This is a genomic window from Bradyrhizobium guangzhouense (assembly GCF_004114955.1).
Classification (GTDB): Bacteria; Pseudomonadota; Alphaproteobacteria; order Rhizobiales; family Xanthobacteraceae; genus Bradyrhizobium; species Bradyrhizobium guangzhouense.
Map to the genome: position 1 here is coordinate 3603811 of NZ_CP030053.1, position 15181 is coordinate 3618991.

The 15181-nt window shown below is 64.3% G+C and carries 17 protein-coding genes and 1 tRNA gene; 6 read left to right on the forward strand and 12 right to left on the reverse strand.

Annotation, left to right across the window (positions count from 1 at the left end; genetic code table 11):
• The first annotated feature begins 95 nt into the window (after positions 1-95).
• The gene (locus tag XH91_RS17430; protein WP_128951709.1) at positions 96-365 is read left to right on the forward strand and encodes a hypothetical protein; all 270 of its coding nucleotides are present in this window, start codon (positions 96-98) and stop codon (positions 363-365) included.
• A 21-nt stretch (positions 366-386) separates the two neighbouring features.
• On the opposite strand, the gene XH91_RS17435 is transcribed toward XH91_RS17430, so the two are convergent.
• Together XH91_RS17435 and XH91_RS17440 are read right to left on the reverse strand one after the other, a co-directional pair.
• Positions 387-614 carry a hypothetical protein gene (locus XH91_RS17435; RefSeq protein ID WP_128951710.1) on the reverse strand — a complete coding sequence of 76 codons (228 nt, stop codon included), beginning with the start codon at positions 612-614 and terminating at the stop codon, positions 387-389.
• Between the two features lie 84 nt (positions 615-698).
• A complete protein-coding gene (locus tag XH91_RS17440; RefSeq protein ID WP_245470817.1) occupies positions 699-980 on the reverse strand; it encodes a hypothetical protein in 282 nt (93 codons plus the stop codon).
• A gap of 150 nt (positions 981-1130) precedes the next feature.
• Between XH91_RS17440 and XH91_RS17445 the strand changes: the two genes are divergently transcribed.
• Both XH91_RS17445 and XH91_RS17450 read left to right on the forward strand, forming a co-directional pair.
• Positions 1131-2231 carry an AI-2E family transporter gene (locus tag XH91_RS17445; RefSeq protein ID WP_164933853.1) on the forward strand — a complete coding sequence of 367 codons (1101 nt, stop codon included), beginning with the start codon at positions 1131-1133 and terminating at the stop codon, positions 2229-2231.
• A gap of 128 nt (positions 2232-2359) precedes the next feature.
• A complete protein-coding gene (locus XH91_RS17450; protein WP_057755621.1) occupies positions 2360-2752 on the forward strand; it encodes an NUDIX hydrolase in 393 nt (130 codons plus the stop codon).
• Between the two features lie 200 nt (positions 2753-2952).
• Here XH91_RS17450 and XH91_RS17455 read toward each other — a convergent pair whose 3' ends face one another.
• The 3 genes from XH91_RS17455 to XH91_RS38855 all read right to left on the reverse strand — a co-directional run bounded on the left by XH91_RS17455 (position 2953) and on the right by XH91_RS38855 (position 4258).
• Positions 2953-3240: a YciI family protein gene (locus tag XH91_RS17455; RefSeq protein WP_128951711.1), complete on the reverse strand. Its 288-nt coding sequence runs from the start codon at positions 3238-3240 to the stop codon at positions 2953-2955.
• A gap of 523 nt (positions 3241-3763) precedes the next feature.
• Positions 3764-4030, reverse strand: coding sequence for a hypothetical protein (locus XH91_RS17465; protein ID WP_206733171.1), 267 nt, complete (start codon positions 4028-4030; stop codon positions 3764-3766).
• 57 nt (positions 4031-4087) lie between these two features.
• Positions 4088-4258 carry a hypothetical protein gene (locus XH91_RS38855; RefSeq protein WP_164933852.1) on the reverse strand — a complete coding sequence of 57 codons (171 nt, stop codon included), beginning with the start codon at positions 4256-4258 and terminating at the stop codon, positions 4088-4090.
• 288 nt (positions 4259-4546) lie between these two features.
• Here XH91_RS38855 and XH91_RS17470 point away from each other — a divergent pair, with 288 nt between their 5' ends.
• Positions 4547-5224: a hypothetical protein gene (locus XH91_RS17470; RefSeq protein ID WP_347338588.1), complete on the forward strand. Its 678-nt coding sequence runs from the start codon at positions 4547-4549 to the stop codon at positions 5222-5224.
• A 128-nt stretch (positions 5225-5352) separates the two neighbouring features.
• Entirely contained in the window at positions 5353-5496 is a 144-nt protein-coding gene (locus tag XH91_RS38860; protein WP_164933850.1) for a hypothetical protein, read from the forward strand.
• A 288-nt stretch (positions 5497-5784) separates the two neighbouring features.
• On the opposite strand, the gene XH91_RS17475 is transcribed toward XH91_RS38860, so the two are convergent.
• The 5 genes from XH91_RS17475 to XH91_RS17500 form a co-directional block, all read right to left on the reverse strand.
• Positions 5785-6063: a hypothetical protein gene (locus XH91_RS17475; protein ID WP_128951714.1), complete on the reverse strand. Its 279-nt coding sequence runs from the start codon at positions 6061-6063 to the stop codon at positions 5785-5787.
• Between the two features lie 727 nt (positions 6064-6790).
• Positions 6791-6994, reverse strand: coding sequence for a hypothetical protein (locus tag XH91_RS17485; protein ID WP_128951715.1), 204 nt, complete (start codon positions 6992-6994; stop codon positions 6791-6793).
• 226 nt (positions 6995-7220) lie between these two features.
• Positions 7221-7296 (reverse strand) — tRNA-Lys (locus tag XH91_RS17490).
• A 316-nt stretch (positions 7297-7612) separates the two neighbouring features.
• On the reverse strand, positions 7613-10273 hold the full coding sequence (locus XH91_RS17495; RefSeq protein WP_128951716.1) for a glycosyltransferase: 2661 nt from the start codon (positions 10271-10273) through the stop codon (positions 7613-7615).
• A gap of 214 nt (positions 10274-10487) precedes the next feature.
• Positions 10488-11084, reverse strand: coding sequence for a beta-1-3, beta-1-6-glucan biosynthesis protein (locus XH91_RS17500; RefSeq protein ID WP_128951717.1), 597 nt, complete (start codon positions 11082-11084; stop codon positions 10488-10490).
• Positions 11085-11416: 332 nt separating this feature from the next.
• Here XH91_RS17500 and XH91_RS17505 point away from each other — a divergent pair, with 332 nt between their 5' ends.
• Positions 11417-12976, forward strand: a complete 1560-nt coding sequence (locus tag XH91_RS17505; RefSeq protein WP_164933849.1) for a glycoside hydrolase family 17 protein — start codon at positions 11417-11419, stop codon at positions 12974-12976.
• On the opposite strand, the gene XH91_RS17510 is transcribed toward XH91_RS17505, so the two are convergent.
• Both XH91_RS17510 and XH91_RS17515 read right to left on the reverse strand, forming a co-directional pair.
• The gene (locus tag XH91_RS17510) at positions 12936-13316 is read right to left on the reverse strand and encodes a hypothetical protein (RefSeq protein WP_128951719.1); all 381 of its coding nucleotides are present in this window, start codon (positions 13314-13316) and stop codon (positions 12936-12938) included. The two genes, XH91_RS17505 and XH91_RS17510, sit on opposite strands and share 41 nt — an antisense overlap.
• 448 nt (positions 13317-13764) lie before the next feature.
• The gene (locus tag XH91_RS17515; RefSeq protein WP_128951720.1) at positions 13765-15177 is read right to left on the reverse strand and encodes a hypothetical protein; all 1413 of its coding nucleotides are present in this window, start codon (positions 15175-15177) and stop codon (positions 13765-13767) included.
• Positions 15178-15181 lie beyond the last annotated feature (4 nt).

The following is a 15181-nucleotide window of genomic DNA, read 5'->3' on the forward strand; positions in this document are numbered from 1 at the left end:
GTCAACGTTGCCCATGGACCGCGACGCACGTTGCGTCCAGCCAGGCTGGGGCGGCAGCCATCCCCCATCCACGCGTGCAACGAGGGAGGATCACGATGCGCCGGAGCGAACGTCTTTCGATGAAGTCAGTGGTTGTCGCAGCGATTGCGGCTGCCGGTCTCTTGGGGACCGTCGGTGTCGCGCTCGGCCCGACACCCGCGAGGGCCGTGGTCTATTGCCAGTACATCGATTATCCGCCGTCCTGCGTCGCACGCGCCGGCGTGGTGCTGCGGCCGCGGCCTGTTGCACGTGCTGCGGTTCGGGCCGGCACGGCGAGCCGGACCAATCTGAACGGCGGTGTCAATCGCGTCGGCGTGCGTCGCTAGGCCGGCGTCGGGCCGCGGTTGCTACCACTGCACGCCGGACCAGCGGCGGCCGAACACGGCTGGCTTCGTCTTTACGGCCTGCCAGCCGAAGAAATGGTGCTTGCCGGACCAGCTGTGCACGACGCTGCTGCAGATGGCGCATTTGAAGCTGCCGGCATGCGACTCGGCGTGCTCCTCCCGGGTCGCGGTGTAGTTCATGCTGCAACCCGTGCAGGTGAATTCTTCGATCGTCCAGATGCTGTTGGCCATTGCACCGCAAGTGTTTTTGGGACCTTGTGACGAAGCCTAAATGCGAGCCTTTGCATCGGCGTAAATTGGCCCGCTGAAATCCGGTTAATCGCCGTTAGGCAAGTCGGCTGGCATCGGCGGGTCTTGCTGCATTTTCTCGGTCCGCGGGGCTTCGGCCGGCTCAGGCCGCATGTCGCGGTCGATGCGCATCCGCACGCGGCGGATGGCCAGGAGCGGCAGTCGACCCTGAACCCGTCCGGATCGGACCTTGTCAGCGATCGTGTAGCCATAGCGCCAGAAACCCGGTGCGGCGTTCGGCTTGAGCACATAGTGAATGCCGCGGTGAATACCCGCGTGCACTTCGGGCTCTGTGGGGCGACGCGCCATGGTCGGGGAATGCTCGGCGGGACGGGGCGTTCCTAATCACCCGGCCGGGCACCGTGTCCGCTCGTCTTGACGCCCGGCCCGGGGCTGGCAATAACGCTGGGCCGCGCAAGCGCCGGAACCCCGCGTGATGCCGCAAGGAAAGCCGTACCTGTGAAAAGTCTGCGTCAGCTCCTGACGGGCGAGGACGTTATTCAGCTCGTGATCCGGCTTGGCCTTTTGGCGCTGCTGATCATCTGGACATTCCTGATCATCCGGCCGTTCGTGCCGATCCTGACCTGGAGCGGCGTGCTCGCGGTCGCGTTCTACCCGGCGTTCAGCTGGCTCGCCAAGCTGCTTGGCGGCCGGCCCAGGACCGCAGCCGCCATCCTCACCTTGGTCACGCTCGGCATCGTCCTCGGCCCGGCGACATGGCTCGGCGTGAGCGCGGTCGACGGGGGCAGGGAGCTGGCGCATCAACTTGCCACCGGTGACCTCGCGCTGCAGTCCGCTCCAGAGTCGATCAAGTCATGGCCGCTGATCGGCCCGACTTTGTTCGAGGTGTGGGACCAGGCCTACACCAACATCCGCGCCGTGCTGCGTGAGGTCGCGCCTTATCTCCAACCGCTGGCGGGACCGCTGCTGTCCCTGGCCGGCGATGCCAGTCTCGGCACGCTCCAGTTCCTGGTCTCGGTGTTCGTGGCCGGCTTCCTGTTTCCGCACGGACCGCGGCTGGTCGCCGCCGGGCGCGGCTTCCTGTCGCGCATCGTGCCCGAGCAGAGCGAGCATTTCCTCACGCTTGGCGGCGCCACCATCCGTGCGGTCGCGCAAGGCGTGATCGGCGTTGCCATCGTGCAAGCGCTGCTGGCCGGCATCGGCTTCAAGCTCGCGGCCGTGCCGAGCGCGGGCCTGCTCGCCTTCATCGTGCTGCTGCTGTCGATCGTGCAGATCGGCGCCTTCCTCGTGCTGCTACCTGTCATCATCTGGCTGTGGACCGCCAAGGACGTCACCACCGCGCTGGTGTTCACCGTGTTCTTCGTGGTCGTCGGCTTTCTCGACACCATGCTGAAGCCGCTGGTCATGGGCCGCGGCCTCAACACGCCGACCATCGTCATCTTCGTCGGCGTCATTGGCGGCACGCTCGCCCACGGCATTGTCGGCCTGTTCATCGGACCGATCATCCTGTCGGTGGCGTGGGAGATGGCGGCGGCATGGATCGGGAGCGAGGCGGGGAAACGGACCGTTGCGTCACCCGCTTCCGACGAGGTCCGATAGCGCGTTACGCGCCGACTCACGCCCATTTGGCAGAATGTGGACGGTAGCGACCAGAGCGGCCATGGAACTTGTCTAATGAAATAGACAAGTTACGATGGCGCCAGATTCTTTTTCGGTTTGCGACAGGAATGGCGAAGTCTTCCAAGCTCGTTGCCGCCAAGCGCGGCAAGGTTTTGTTGGTCAGGAGACGGTCGGACGGCCTCTGGATGTTCCCGGGCGGCCGCAAGCGTGCGCGCGAAACCGAGAAAGCCTGCCTGCGGCGCGAGATCAAGGAAGAGCTGCCGAAGCTGAAACTGGGCCGGATCAGCCTCTGGAAAGAGGTGAAGGCCAAGAACAAGCGTTCGGGCCGCAAGATGAGCGACGCGATCTTCATCGCCAAGAGCGCCAAGGGGCGCCTTGCGATCGGCGACAAGAAGGAGATCGACCGCGCCGCCTGGCAGAAGCCCCGCGGCATTCGCCTGACCGCGACCTCGCGCTACATCAGGGATCGCCTGTTTCCGCGGAAGTCGCGGCGGAGCTAGCCGGCAGGCGGGTGGCGGCTGCGGTGACAAAGAACGGCTGTGACAAAGAGTCCGACCGCCTGCGCGTTACGTGTGAAGCAGTTCACAAGCTGCCGCGCAGAGGGCTGTTATAGAGGCGTCATTGCCTTACCAATTCATAGTCTTTGAAACACCCCAGTGTCGCCACGCACTGGGGTTTTTCACATCCAGCTCCCAGTTGCTCAGCCCTGCCGCCGCAGGAAGCCGGTGATCGTGACCGTCTCCCAGATGTCGGCCGCCGCGAACGGATCGGCGCGATTGAAGGCCTCGACCTCAGTGCGGCTGGAAGCCTCGATCAGGAACAGGCTGCCGATCATGGCGGCGCCGTCGTCGGCCACCAGCGGGCCCGACATCACGATCTTCACGCCGAAGCGCGAGGTGTCGCTGAGGAAGGCCTTGTGGGCCTCGTAATTGGCAAGCCGCGTCGGCAGTGCACCGGTGCGGTCGATGGCGTGGATGGCAAACAGCATGATGTCTCCGGGAATCCTGAGGGGCGGCTGTCACGTGAATCATCCCGATGCGTCATCGCGGCCGACCAGCTCGGCGCAAGCATGGATCGGGGCGACGTTGGTGCCGCGCAGGCGCTATTCCGACCTTCCATGCACCCGAGCGCGCCCGGTCGATGACGACCTCGAGCGCGGAGCCGCGCGCGGTTCCGGCGGGGCGGCGATCCTGATCGCCTCGGCCTCGCGCTGCTCCTTCCGCGCCTGCCGTGCGCTTCGCATCGCGCGCTTGATGAACGGGTGCTGCGCGTCGTCGGCGAAGAACAGCACGACCTCGCAACAGGGACATTGCCTCGAATAGCCGTCCTGCAGCCGCCCCGCGCGATCGCGAAACATCGTCTTGCAACGCGTGCACTGGATCTGGACGAAACTCATGCGCCGACAACAATGGTGATTTGAAATCGGCGGTCACGGTGAGCCGAATATCTGAACAAACCCTCAATGCCGGCCGGTGCTGTCTCGTCGCCTGCGTGCGGTCCAGTGGGAAGCGCTACTGCTTCGCCGCCATCCCGTCTAGGCAGTGAATGAGAAAGTCGGTCCGGTCTCGCGGCAACACCTTCACCAGATCCGCCTTCTGCGCGCATTCGCGCTGGCGGATCTGCTCGGCGCGGCGCTTCTCGGCCGCCTCGCGGTATTCCGGCGCGACCTTGCTGGGATCGACGAGGGCTTGGGAGCGGGCAGACGAGGTGGAGAGCAGCGCGACGGCTGCGACAGCAATAATGACCTGTTTCAAATGAGCCTCCGGAAAAAGGCTCATCCTAGCGCCCGCTGTCGGGTGGCTCAACGGTGGATGCGTTGGGGGAGGGCGAGGCGGCTAGGCGGCCTGCTCCTCGAACGAGGTGTAGACGCGGCCATTGGGATCGACGATCTGAACGTCGCGGCACCCGTCCTGGATCAGCTCCCTGGCCTTCTTCAGGGCGGCGGCGAGGGACTCGCGCTTCAGGTTGACGACGCCTGCCGTGTCGAAACCGGTGATCTCAAACATGCCGTTCCCTCCGTTTTGTCGAATCCTACACCTTTCCAGCGGGTTGTCTCCTGGCTTTTTTGGACCTGGCGGACGGAACAGAATTGACGGCATGCCACCGCAATTCCTCGCATGGCCCCGTAATCAGCCGGGGGCGCGGGCCACGCCTGGCGACCACCTCGCTAACGTGGAATTAATCCGAAAAGCCCACAATTTTAGGCAGTTGTGTAAGTGAGTGCTGCGTAAAGGAGGCGTCGAGAGGACGTTCCGGCGACGGCCTCCTTTTGCTCGCTCATGAGGTCAATGCGCATGACCACGACATCCGAAACGCTGGGCTTCGCCGAGCACCTCGACGCCGCGGCACTTGCTGCCGCAGCATCTGAACCCCAGCCTGAGCTCGAGGCCCTGGAATCTCCAATCCCGCTCAAGCGCTCCAGCCGTAAATCGGTCCTTGCGCTGGCGGTATGTGCCCTGGCGATCAATGGCGCAGCGGCCATCTATACATCGCCGTTTGACCTTTCCCTGCCTGATGTCGGCAACCTGGCCGCGTTGTTTCCGCGCCAGGAAGAGACCGCGCCAAAGCCGGATCCTGTCGTCGCTGCCCTGAAGGAGATCCAGTCGGCCCAGCAGCAGCAGGCGGCCGCGCTGCAGGAGATCAATTCCTCCTTGCAGCAGAATACGGCGCTGCGTCAGCAGGATTCGACGACCCTGTTGTCGCTCCGCCAGAGCATCACGGACGAGCGGGGCGATGTGAAGCGGATATCGCCGCAGCTCTCGACGCTGATCGCAAAGATCGACACGCTGCAAAGCACGATGATGTCCGACGTCACCGCTTCCATCCCGCGCTTGCGCCCGCGCGATCGGCTGTTGCTGCGCAAGCGGCTGGCGCGGCAGCCGAAGTCGGCTGGGCCGGTGTCGATCGGGCCAGTCTCGGTCGGCGGCGCTCCGCTGAGTGCGCCGGCGACGGTGGCGGTGCCGGAAAGCTGAGAGTCAATCGTCGATTGCTTGCGGCTCAGTACGTTCGCGAGCTGAAGCGGGTCGTGGGTACGGGAGAGAGCGGCGGACTCCTACATGGAGGCACTACTGAGAGAGCCGCAAGGCTGACGAGTCAGCACATGCTCGTGCAAGTCTTCGAGCACGTGCCCATTCCAGCATTGATGGTGCTTTTGGGAGTAGGCAAGCAGGACCATAAAGCCTACAGCGACCACAACGCATCCGGTTACGAAGTTCTGCATCATGCACTCCAGGGCAAACTGTGAGTGGCTACCCGGGGGCATCTTACCGCAATCGGCAGAAACACCAAATCCTCCGCGCGAAGGCTTTATTGGTAAGATCCGTATCCTCGGAGGAGGGGGGCATCTGTCGGCCGTGCCCGGTGTCGAGGGCCTCGCATTCTTGCCTGGGAGCGCACCTGGCGACATCAATGGTGCACCGTCACCATATTCCCGGGCCTACCGAACGCCCAGCGGTGCATTGCCGGCGCTCGTCGCTGGTGACAGGGTCGCAGCGAGCCCCGCAAGGGCACGCCGACGCCATCGAGCCGGGATCTACTGCCGTTCCTCAAACATGTTGCAGCGAGGATCGCCTCGCTTCACCCGGCGAAGCTCCTGGAACGACGGCCCGTCACACTGGAGCAGCGTGTATTCCTTGTAAGAGGGCGGCGGTACGCGCCAGCAAAGCGCCTCACCAGCGGGAACTGTGTGGGTATCCCCCATGCCGATCACATAGTTGCAGTCAGACACAGGCTTTTTGGCCTTCTCCTGATCTTGTGCATGAACTGAGGCTAGCGAAACCACTGCGAAGAACGCCACGGACAAGACGCGCATTGTTCTCTCCTCTCGCGACAGCAAACACTGTTCACTTAGGACGAGACCCGTGGGGGACGTAAGAAATTCCCGGATTTTTGATGACCGCCTGGGGCGGCATCAGCACGACATTGACGAACTCGCGATCACGTCCGCCGCACCAAATCGTATCGCCAGGTGCGAGCATTCATCTCGCCGAAGGTGATTTCGGTCACACAGTCACGCGCGACGGCGTCATCTCGCTGAATTGAACGATCGGGAAACCACCGGCACTTGGGGATGATCGACGGCCGAACCACATCCGTAGCTGGCAACACCCGATTGGATACGGCGATGATGCGGTCCGTTTTGGCCCTGGGGCTATTGCTTGCTGTGAGTGCTGCGGGGAATGCTGCCACGGTGCATCGCTCCACACCACCGTTGCGCTCGGGGCAGCATAGGTTCGCTCCCCCCGCTCAACTCACTGCTCCCGGTCGGGGCGTGGCAACCCCGGGTTTCGCCGTCCCGGGTTGGACCGACGAGGCCACCCAGCGATGGTTGGACAGCACCACCTCCTGCTTGGGCTGTGGCGGATAGCGTGCGAACGAGATGGGGTGGAACGAGGCGGAGGGCTGGCGCCGGGTCCACCCAATACGCGGCATCCCGAAGGTCGCGAGATTTTAGAATCATGCACCGCCGACGGCTTGGGCGGTAAGGCTTGGGAGGCCGCCAACTGTGGCAGCCTCCTTTCCACGTCGACGCTTCGTCGTCAGAACCCAAAGAAGAAGCCGCCAGCAACAGTCGCCATAATGAGATCGCCGGCGAGCTGACCGAGGCCCATTCCGGGGCCGCCGTACGGCACATAAGCACCGGGGGCCTTGGGGTCCATCTGGCCACGGCCATCATTCATCATGCCGCCGGCGACCGCATCGAGATCCTCGACGGAAAGCGACCCAACTTCCTGCGTCCTCATGTCTATTCTCCTGACTTGAAAGGGACCATTCCCTCGCATGCAGGAGTACGCGGTGCGGCTCATCTGCGCGGTGATTGCTGTCACACAGGGACCACGCGTACGATCGAGGAACTGACAGCCAATGGCAATGTTCAGCCGCCACTCTGAATGTGATGCATGGCGCGATGGCAAGCTCGACAGACATGTCGGCGAGGCGTGGCTTTATCTGCGTTCGGTGCAAAAGCTTTGGTGAGCGCGCTGGGGCTCGAACCCAGGACCCCGTGATTAAAAGTCACGTGCTCTACCGGCTGAGCTACGCGCTCCCATGACCGCTGATGGCTGTAGAGAAAATCGCCATCGTCTTCGGACATTCGAGAAGCATGTCTTGCCGCTGCGCTTCAACTTGCGCCGCGGGGAAAACCGGCTGTTTCCGGATCATGCTTTCGGCCCGCGCTGTGTAGGGGGATGGGGCGCCGAGGTCAATAGCGGGGCTGGTTGCCAAAACACGCGGCAGCAGCGGGGATTATGTTGCTGCTTCCAGCGCTTAGGTCGGAGTTTTGAACCTGTTTGGCGGGGCGCCATCCACGCCCAAAGACATCCTGGCTCCTCATCACGAGGACCCGGCGCCGCTTCATCCCGTCAGTTCGCCTCGCGTCGCACCTCGCTCGGCACCGGCTGCGGGTTGCCGGGCCCCGGCAGGGCGACCGGGCGCAGGCCGATCAGCTCGGCGGTGCGGATCGCGCTGTCGCGCCAGAACTGGAACGAGTTGATGCGGCTGAGCTCGAGGATCGCGATCGCAACGGCGGCCAGGAACGGTAGGCTCTGCAGAACCAGCACGCCGGCGAAGATGTAGATCTCGGTGATCTGGCGGAAAGAGTTGGAGGCGATCAGCACGCCGGCGCCGACCAGCAGCAGCACGCCGATCACGGCCTCCCAGAACGCCTGGAATTCGATCGACATCCTGCTGAGGCCACCCTTGGATGTGCGCGCGAACGCAATGTGTTCGGTGATCAGGCCCTGCGCGACCGCGCGCGACACCGTCCATTGCACGCTCATCGCCGCGATCATGGCGCCCAGCATCTGGCCCGGCTTGATCGCGACGCGGGCGCGATACATCGACAGGAAGTGCGCAAGCGAGACGATGAAGGCGCCGATGATGGGCAGCGTCAGGATCTTGTCGGGAATGGCGATGTCGGCGAAGGCGACGATCGGCACCCAGACGAGGTTGAGCAGCGCCACGACCACGCCGAGGCTCTCGGCCCCGAGCCAGTTCAGCCAGCCAAGGCCGTATTCGCGCTTCTGGTCGGGCGTCAGCCGGCTCCGTCCGGGCAGGAACTGCCGCCAGTGCTTCTTCACGATCTGCAGGCCGCCATAGGCCCAGCGGTGGCGCTGCTTCTTGAAGGCCTCGTAGGTGTCGGGCAGCAGCCCCTTGCCGTAGCGCGTGTTGGTATAGTGGGTGATCCAGCCGAGTTCCTGGATCGCTAGCCCGAGGTCCGAGTCCTCGCAGATCGTGTCGGATGACCAGCCGCCCGCCATGTCCATCGCGGCGCGGCGGATCAGGCACATCGTGCCGTGCACGATGACGGCGTTGAGCTCGTTGCGCTGGACCATGCCGATGTCGAAGAAGCCGGCATATTCGCCGTTCATGATGTAGTGCATGATCGACAAATCGCCGTCGCGATGCTCCTGCGGCGCCTGCACCAGGCCAACGCGCGGATCGGCGAAGGCAGGCACGAGGTCCTTGAGCCAGTCGGGCTCGACGACATAGTCGGCATCGAGGATGCCGATGATCTCGGCGTCCACGGCCGTGCGGTCCATGGCGATGCGCAGCGCGCCGGCCTTGAAGCCCTGCACCTTCTCGGCGTTGATGAACTTGAAGCGTTCGCCGAGCGCGCGGCAATGATCCTGGATCGGTTGCCAGAACGCGGGATCCGGCGTGTTGTTGATGATGACCACGCATTCGTAGTTCGGATAGTCGAGCCGCGACAGCGCATCGAGCGTCTGTTTCAGCATCTCGACCGGCTCGTAATATGCGGGGATATGGATCGAGACCTTCGGATAGTAGTTCTCAGGCGCGTTCTCGATCGGCTTGCTCTTGGTGATCAGCCGCTGCGGTGGCCGGCCGAAGGCGACGGCCGCGATCTCGTCGATACGTGCCATCGCGATGAGGACGAGAGGAACGAGGAGAATCATGCCGAGGGTCAGCGCGAAGGCCGAGCCGAAGATGAAATAGTGGCCGTTCCAGAACGCGAACACGGTCGCGGCCCACGCGCCGACGCCGTTCGCCGTGGCCGACAGCAGGAAGGCCTGTTTCGCGGTCGGCTGCGGCAGCCGCAGGATCGGCAGCGACAGCAGCACGCCGACCAGGAGCGCGATCGTCATCAGCTTCCAATAGTCGGGGTTTTCGACAGGGCCGGTCCAGGCGAATTTCGGCTCGCGGCTGGCGTTGAGGATGCCCCAGTACGGACCGACGCCGCCTTCAAAATACTTCCAGGGCTGATCGATCGCCTCGACGATGTTGTAGTCCATGCCGAGCGCTTCGGCACGACTGACGAAATTACGCAGCGTCAGCGCCTGCTGGAACGGACCGGGGTCGGCATTGCGCAAATTGTAGCCTGCGCTCGGCCAGCCGAACTCGGCGATGACGATGCGCTTGCCGGGGAACTGGTTGCGCAACAGGTTGTAGCGGTCCACGGCCTGGTCGACCGCCTGATCCGAGCGGAAGTTTTCCCAATAGGGCAGGACGTGGGCGGCGATAAAGTCGACGTTGGAGGCAAGGTCGGGGTTGTCGCGCCAGATGTTCCAGATCTCGCCGGTGGTGACGGGCACGCGCACCGCGCTCTTCACCTTCTTGATCATCTCGATGAGGTCTTCCACCTTTTGCTCACCGCGATAGATCACTTCGTTGCCGACCACGACGCCGTTCACGTTGCTGTTCTTGCGCGCGAGCTCGATGGCAGCCTTGATCTCGCGCTCGTTGCGCTCCTCGTCCTTGCCGATCCACGCGCCGACGGTGACCTTGAGCCCGAATTCGGCGGCGATCGGGGGCACCAGCTCGTTGCCCTCCGTGGACGAGTACGACCGGATCGCCCGCGTCATGGTCGCGAGTTTTTTCATGTCGGCGCGAATCCGTTCGGGGTCGACGGTGTTGTCGACGACATGCCCGGGTTCGAACGGCGTATAGGACAGGCTCGGCAACAGGCCTTTGAAATCAGGCGCGGGTTCCCGGTCGCGCAGGACTCCCCAGATGCCCGCATGGAGCACGGACACGAGCAACAAAACGGCGGCGACAACGCGCATCGCGGCTAAACCAAAAGGGGCTGAGGGGGCAGGGAAGCGGATCCGACCCCGAGATCCGACCAAGTCCGCGGCAAAGGGAGCATACCTCTGCCGCGCGGTTTCTCAACTGTCATGGCCTCATGTCCTTATGAGGGCATGACCTTTTGGGAAAGCGCGGCAGTGCCAACCCCAGCTATCGCCGATCGTTCCTGAACGACAGGTGAAACGGTCGCGGCTATTTCTGGGGTGCGGGCGAGGGGCTTGCAGCAGGCGTCGGGCTCGCGGCCGGCTGGGCAGCCGGCGCCGCGCCGTTGGTCTGCGCCGGGGGCTGGGAGGCTGCCGTTGCGGCCTGTTGCGGCTGGGCAGCCGGATTGATCCAGCAGGCGTGGACGCGGCTGTCCAGGGTCTCGGCGACCTTGGGGTCGATCTGGGCGCCGAACCGGGTCAGGCAGCGGAACGCGGCCTGGATGTGACCGCCGGGACAGCCGAAGCGGTCATAGAGGTCGAGATGGCGGAACGCGGTATCGAGGTCGTCCCGCCACATCAGCCGCACCACGCGCCGGCCGAGCCAGACGCATTCGGGATTGCCGGCCGGTCCGTTGATGGCCTGGGCGGCCTCGGCGAATTCGTCGGTGCGGCGCTGGTTCTGGGCGGTGGCGTCCTTGGCGGCGTCGGCAGGCTGGGCGGCGGCCTTGCCCTGGTCGGGGGCGGGTGTCCCGCTCTGGGCAGATGCGCCGACGAGGCCAGTCAGCAAGACAACGCCGGAAACGGCCAACGAGGCGGCGAACCGCCGCAGGACCGCATTTCGTAACTCCAACACCCGTCGCCGCATGAATTCCCCAATGTCTCAGCCGTCCGCCCGCGCGGGAGGACCTCGCGGACGCCGGCCGTGATGGCGTCCAATTGGGTCTCCAATGCGGCGGAAAAGTCCCGCGAAATCCATTGGCCTGTATTTGGATTTTTGTCCAGCAAAGTCACGATCCTAGGGGATGGCCGATCAGCCGCAGCCCAATTCGTCGGGGAGAGGGTGCGTCCGGCCTCGGTCACCCCCTTGGCAGACGGCGTGCGAGCAGGTAATCGACGGACCCTTCGCGGAGGACGGAACAAATTTCACTTCGTACGCCACTGGCGCTCCTGCTCGTCTCACTGGGTGCGATTGCTGCCGTGTGGTGGTGGCTTGCCACGCCGATCACGCTCGCGCGCGCCCCCATCGACCCCAATGACAAGGTCCAATGCGTCTCCTATGCGCCGTTCCGCGGCGAACAGACGCCATTGAACCCATGGACCCAGATCGAGGCCGACCAGATCGAGCAGGATCTGCGCCAGCTCAAACAGATCACCGACTGCGTCCGCACGTACTCCATTGAAAATGGGCTCGACCAGGTGCCGGCGGTTGCGACCAAGGTCGGCGGGCTGAAGGTGATCCAGGGCATCTGGCTCGGAAGCAACCGCGCCAAGAACTTTGCGCAAGTGGCGACCGCGGTCCGTCTCACCAAGGAATTCCCCGACACCATCTCCGCGCTCGTCGTCGGCAATGAAGTGCTTCTGCGTGGCGAGATGACGACGCAGGACCTCATCGCGATCATCCGTTCGGTCAAGGCGCAGGTCACCGTGCCCGTGACTTATGCCGACGTTTGGGAGTACTGGCTGAAGAACCGCGAGGTCTATGACGCCGTCGACTTCGTCACCATTCACATCCTGCCTTATTGGGAGGACGTGCCGGTAAAGGCGAAATTCGCCTCGTCCCATGTCGAGGCGATCCGCGAACGGATGGCGGCGGCGTTCCCTGACAAGGAGATCCTGATCGGCGAAACCGGCTGGCCGAGCGAAGGCCGCATGCGCGATGGCGCGCTGCCGTCGCGCACCAACCAGGCGCGCGTCGTCTCGGAGATCCTGGCGCTCGCGAAGTCGCAGAAGTTTCGCGTCAATCTCATCGAGGCCTATGACCAGCCGTGGAAGCGGCGGCTCGAAGGCACCGTCGGCGGCTATTGGGGCCTGCTCGATTCCGTGCGGCGCCAGCTGAAATATCCGCCGGGCGAGCCGATCAGCAATTTCCCCCTGTGGAAATGGTACATGGGATCAGGCATGGGCCTCAGCGTGCTGGTGTTCGCGGTCGCCGGCATCACGCTGCGGCGCCGGCCCTGGACGCCGCGCTTCTCGGCCTGGCTTGCCGTCGGCATCTCCGCGACATCGGCGGGCATCCTGCTCGGGATCGCGGCCGACAAGATGTACTACGAGAGCTACGGCTGGGGCGGCTGGCTGCAATGGGGTGCGCTGCTGCTGGCCGGCATCTTCTCGCCGATTTTCTGCGCGCAGGCGCTCGTCATCGGCCGCAACCTGCCAAGCTTCCTCGACCTGCTCGGTCCGCGCGAGGGCCGCAAATGGTCGAAGCTTTCGGCCGTGCTCGGCCTGACCCTGGCGGTGACGGCTGTGATCGCGGCCGAGACCGCGCTCGGCTTCGTGTTCGATCCGCGCTACCGCGACTTCCCCTATGCCTCGCTGACGATGGCGGTGGTGCCGTTCGCACTGCTGATGCTGAACCGGCCGCAGATCGGCGTGCGCCCGATCGCGGAATCGGTGTTCGCCGGGCTATTGGCGGTGTCGGCGGTCTACGTGTTTCTGAACGAAGGTCGCGAAAATTGGCAGGCGATGTGGACCTGCGCGATCTATCTCCTGTTCGCGCTCACGCTGTGGCGGGCGCGGGCCGAGCAAAGCCAAGGATGAGCAGGCCGATCGCAAGGCCTGCCAGCACGATGTTGTAGAGCACGATGCCAAGGCCGGCTGCGACCACGCCGAGCGTGAGCAGCACGATCGAGGGCCGCATCAGATTAAGCGTCGCGATCACGAGTGCGACGATGCCGAAGACCGAGTTCTTGAACAGCGACGTCGACACCGAGCGCGCCTTGCAGATCATGGTCTGCAAGCCGGCGTCGCAGGCGAGCGCCACCGTCGAGAACTCGATCGCGAGATAGCGCACATAGAGCGCCCAGCCGACGGTGACGAAACCGACGACGATGAGAAACTGGACCTGATAGGGCGTGAGGCGAAACGGCTTCTTTGTCATGGGCGCAATATGGTCGGGATGGCGGGTGGGAGCAACAGGGGCGGGGCATTTTTACGCCGGCCGCACGGCTCGGCCCGCTGGCTTTGCTGCTGCATTCCGCGCGCATCGGAACCGTAGCGATACGGATTTGCGAAAGTTCTGACCTGCCCTAGCTTTCGATCGGAACGCGCGGGGCGTGATTGCTGATTCGATATCAGGAACCGATCACCTCGTTCAAGAGCGCGCTGGTGAGGACGCGAACGGGGTTGGCAATGACTGAAGCGTTGCAGATCAATTTTGCACTATGGGGCATGATCATCTGCGCGGCGATCAAGATCAGCCATCTGATGGCCTTTTAGTCGATCGCATCGGTCACCAGATCGTGGCGCGCAAGCATGGATAGGATGTAGCCCCGGCGTCGTTCGCGCGCCTCTGGGCTCCGGCTCGTCAATCGAGTGCCTTGATCACCCTACCGCCTGAAGAACGACGATATCGTCGAAGCCGCCGACGCTGTCTCCGGTGGCTTGGCTGCGGCGGCCGCCGGCTGCGGCGCCGGCTCCTCGCGCTTTGACGAGCGTTTGGAGGAGTAGCTGCGGCGATGTTTTTCGGGCTTGGCGGTCGGTGCGGGCGCGGCCGTGGGCGTCGCCTCGGCCTGCGGCACCGACTCCTGGGTCTTCTCGGAATTCTTCTCCGATCCCTTGCCCTGTCGCTTATCCCCGGATTTGTCCGCGCTACCGCGCATCGACAGGCGTTGGCCGTCGAAGACCGTCGTCTCGCAATGACGGTCGCTTTCGGCAAGGCCCGCGCAGAGCTTTGCGGCGGCGGCGGCGTTGATCAGTGGACCGGCACCGAGCCGGAGCTGCATGCCGAGGCCGTTCGAGCCTTCCTTGATCATGATGATCGGGCGGAGTGCTGATATCTCGGGGTTGGACTTGCTCAGCCCGCGCCAGAGCGCGCGCAAGCCGTCGACCGAATTGGCACCGCCGAGCTCGATGGCAAAACGGGTCTGCTGAACTGTGATGGCGGGCGCGTCGGTTTCTGCTGCCTCAGCCGGCTTGGCTGATGCCGCTGCGACTTCGGTCGGAGCTGGCGCCGGTTCGGGCTTCTTGTCGGCGGCTTTCTCGGCCGACTCCGGCTGAATCAGTTTCGACGCCGCGGGATCGGGCGGTGCCATGATCGACTTCTGCGGCACCAATGGAAGAATGGGGACATTCGATGCCGTGGCCGGCGACTGCGGAACCAGCGAGGCAGCGGCCGCGGTCTGTGGCGGCGGGCTCGACTGATCCTTCATAGCCTCTTTCGAGCTGTCCTTGCTCGAGCTGTCCCTGCTCGCGACGTCCTTGGGCTCCTTGCCGGAAGCGGCGCGCGGCTTGTCGACCAGCGAGGCGGCCGTCGATGCGACCGGTGCGACCTCCGGTGCCGGCGTCGCCGGCTGTGCGGTGGCGACGGGGGCGTCCTGCGGCTTCTCGGCTGGCGCTGGCTGGGATGTCGCGTTCTGCTTGGCGATGGCGCCGGTGACGGAATCGAGTCCCTGCTCGAGCACCGTGACGCGCGAATAGAGCCGGTCGCGATCGGTGTTCAGGGTGTCGATTGCGGAGGCGAGGCGGCGGGCTTCTAGCTCGCTTTGCTTGGTCAGCACCTGAATCTGATCGGACTGGCGGGCGAGATCGGCGGAGGCAACCTGGTCGCGCCGCCAGCCAAGTTGCGCCTGGTTGGCCATCACGGCGACCACGACGGCGCCCACGGCGGTGACGCCCCACGAGCCAAGCCGCCACAGCATGCGACGATCGAACGCGCCTTCCTCGGCCAAAAATCCGGAGAACAGCCCGCCGGTCTCCTTGTCGCCGAAGGCATCCGCCAGTGGGTCGGAATCCTTTGCCATGAAC

Coding starts and splice junctions, on each gene's coding strand:
- XH91_RS17450 (WP_057755621.1), top strand. CDS start 2,360: ATGGCGAAGTCTTCCAAGCTCGTTGCCGCCAAGCGCGGCAAGGTTTTG.
- XH91_RS17485 (WP_128951715.1), bottom strand. CDS start 6,994: ATGAGGACGCAGGAAGTTGGGTCGCTTTCCGTCGAGGATCTCGATGCG.
- XH91_RS17495 (WP_128951716.1), bottom strand. CDS start 10,273: ATGCGCGTTGTCGCCGCCGTTTTGTTGCTCGTGTCCGTGCTCCATGCG.
- XH91_RS17510 (WP_128951719.1), bottom strand. CDS start 13,316: ATGACAAAGAAGCCGTTTCGCCTCACGCCCTATCAGGTCCAGTTTCTC.
- XH91_RS38855 (WP_164933852.1), bottom strand. CDS start 4,258: ATGTTTGAGATCACCGGTTTCGACACGGCAGGCGTCGTCAACCTGAAG.
- XH91_RS38860 (WP_164933850.1), top strand. CDS start 5,353: ATGCTCGTGCAAGTCTTCGAGCACGTGCCCATTCCAGCATTGATGGTG.
- XH91_RS17430 (WP_128951709.1), top strand. CDS start 96: ATGCGCCGGAGCGAACGTCTTTCGATGAAGTCAGTGGTTGTCGCAGCG.
- XH91_RS17470 (WP_347338588.1), top strand. CDS start 4,547: ATGACCACGACATCCGAAACGCTGGGCTTCGCCGAGCACCTCGACGCC.
- XH91_RS17475 (WP_128951714.1), bottom strand. CDS start 6,063: ATGCGCGTCTTGTCCGTGGCGTTCTTCGCAGTGGTTTCGCTAGCCTCA.
- XH91_RS17465 (WP_206733171.1), bottom strand. CDS start 4,030: ATGAGCCTTTTTCCGGAGGCTCATTTGAAACAGGTCATTATTGCTGTC.
- XH91_RS17515 (WP_128951720.1), bottom strand. CDS start 15,177: ATGGCAAAGGATTCCGACCCACTGGCGGATGCCTTCGGCGACAAGGAG.
- XH91_RS17500 (WP_128951717.1), bottom strand. CDS start 11,084: ATGCGGCGACGGGTGTTGGAGTTACGAAATGCGGTCCTGCGGCGGTTC.
- XH91_RS17435 (WP_128951710.1), bottom strand. CDS start 614: ATGGCCAACAGCATCTGGACGATCGAAGAATTCACCTGCACGGGTTGC.
- XH91_RS17455 (WP_128951711.1), bottom strand. CDS start 3,240: ATGCTGTTTGCCATCCACGCCATCGACCGCACCGGTGCACTGCCGACG.
- XH91_RS17440 (WP_245470817.1), bottom strand. CDS start 980: ATGGCGCGTCGCCCCACAGAGCCCGAAGTGCACGCGGGTATTCACCGC.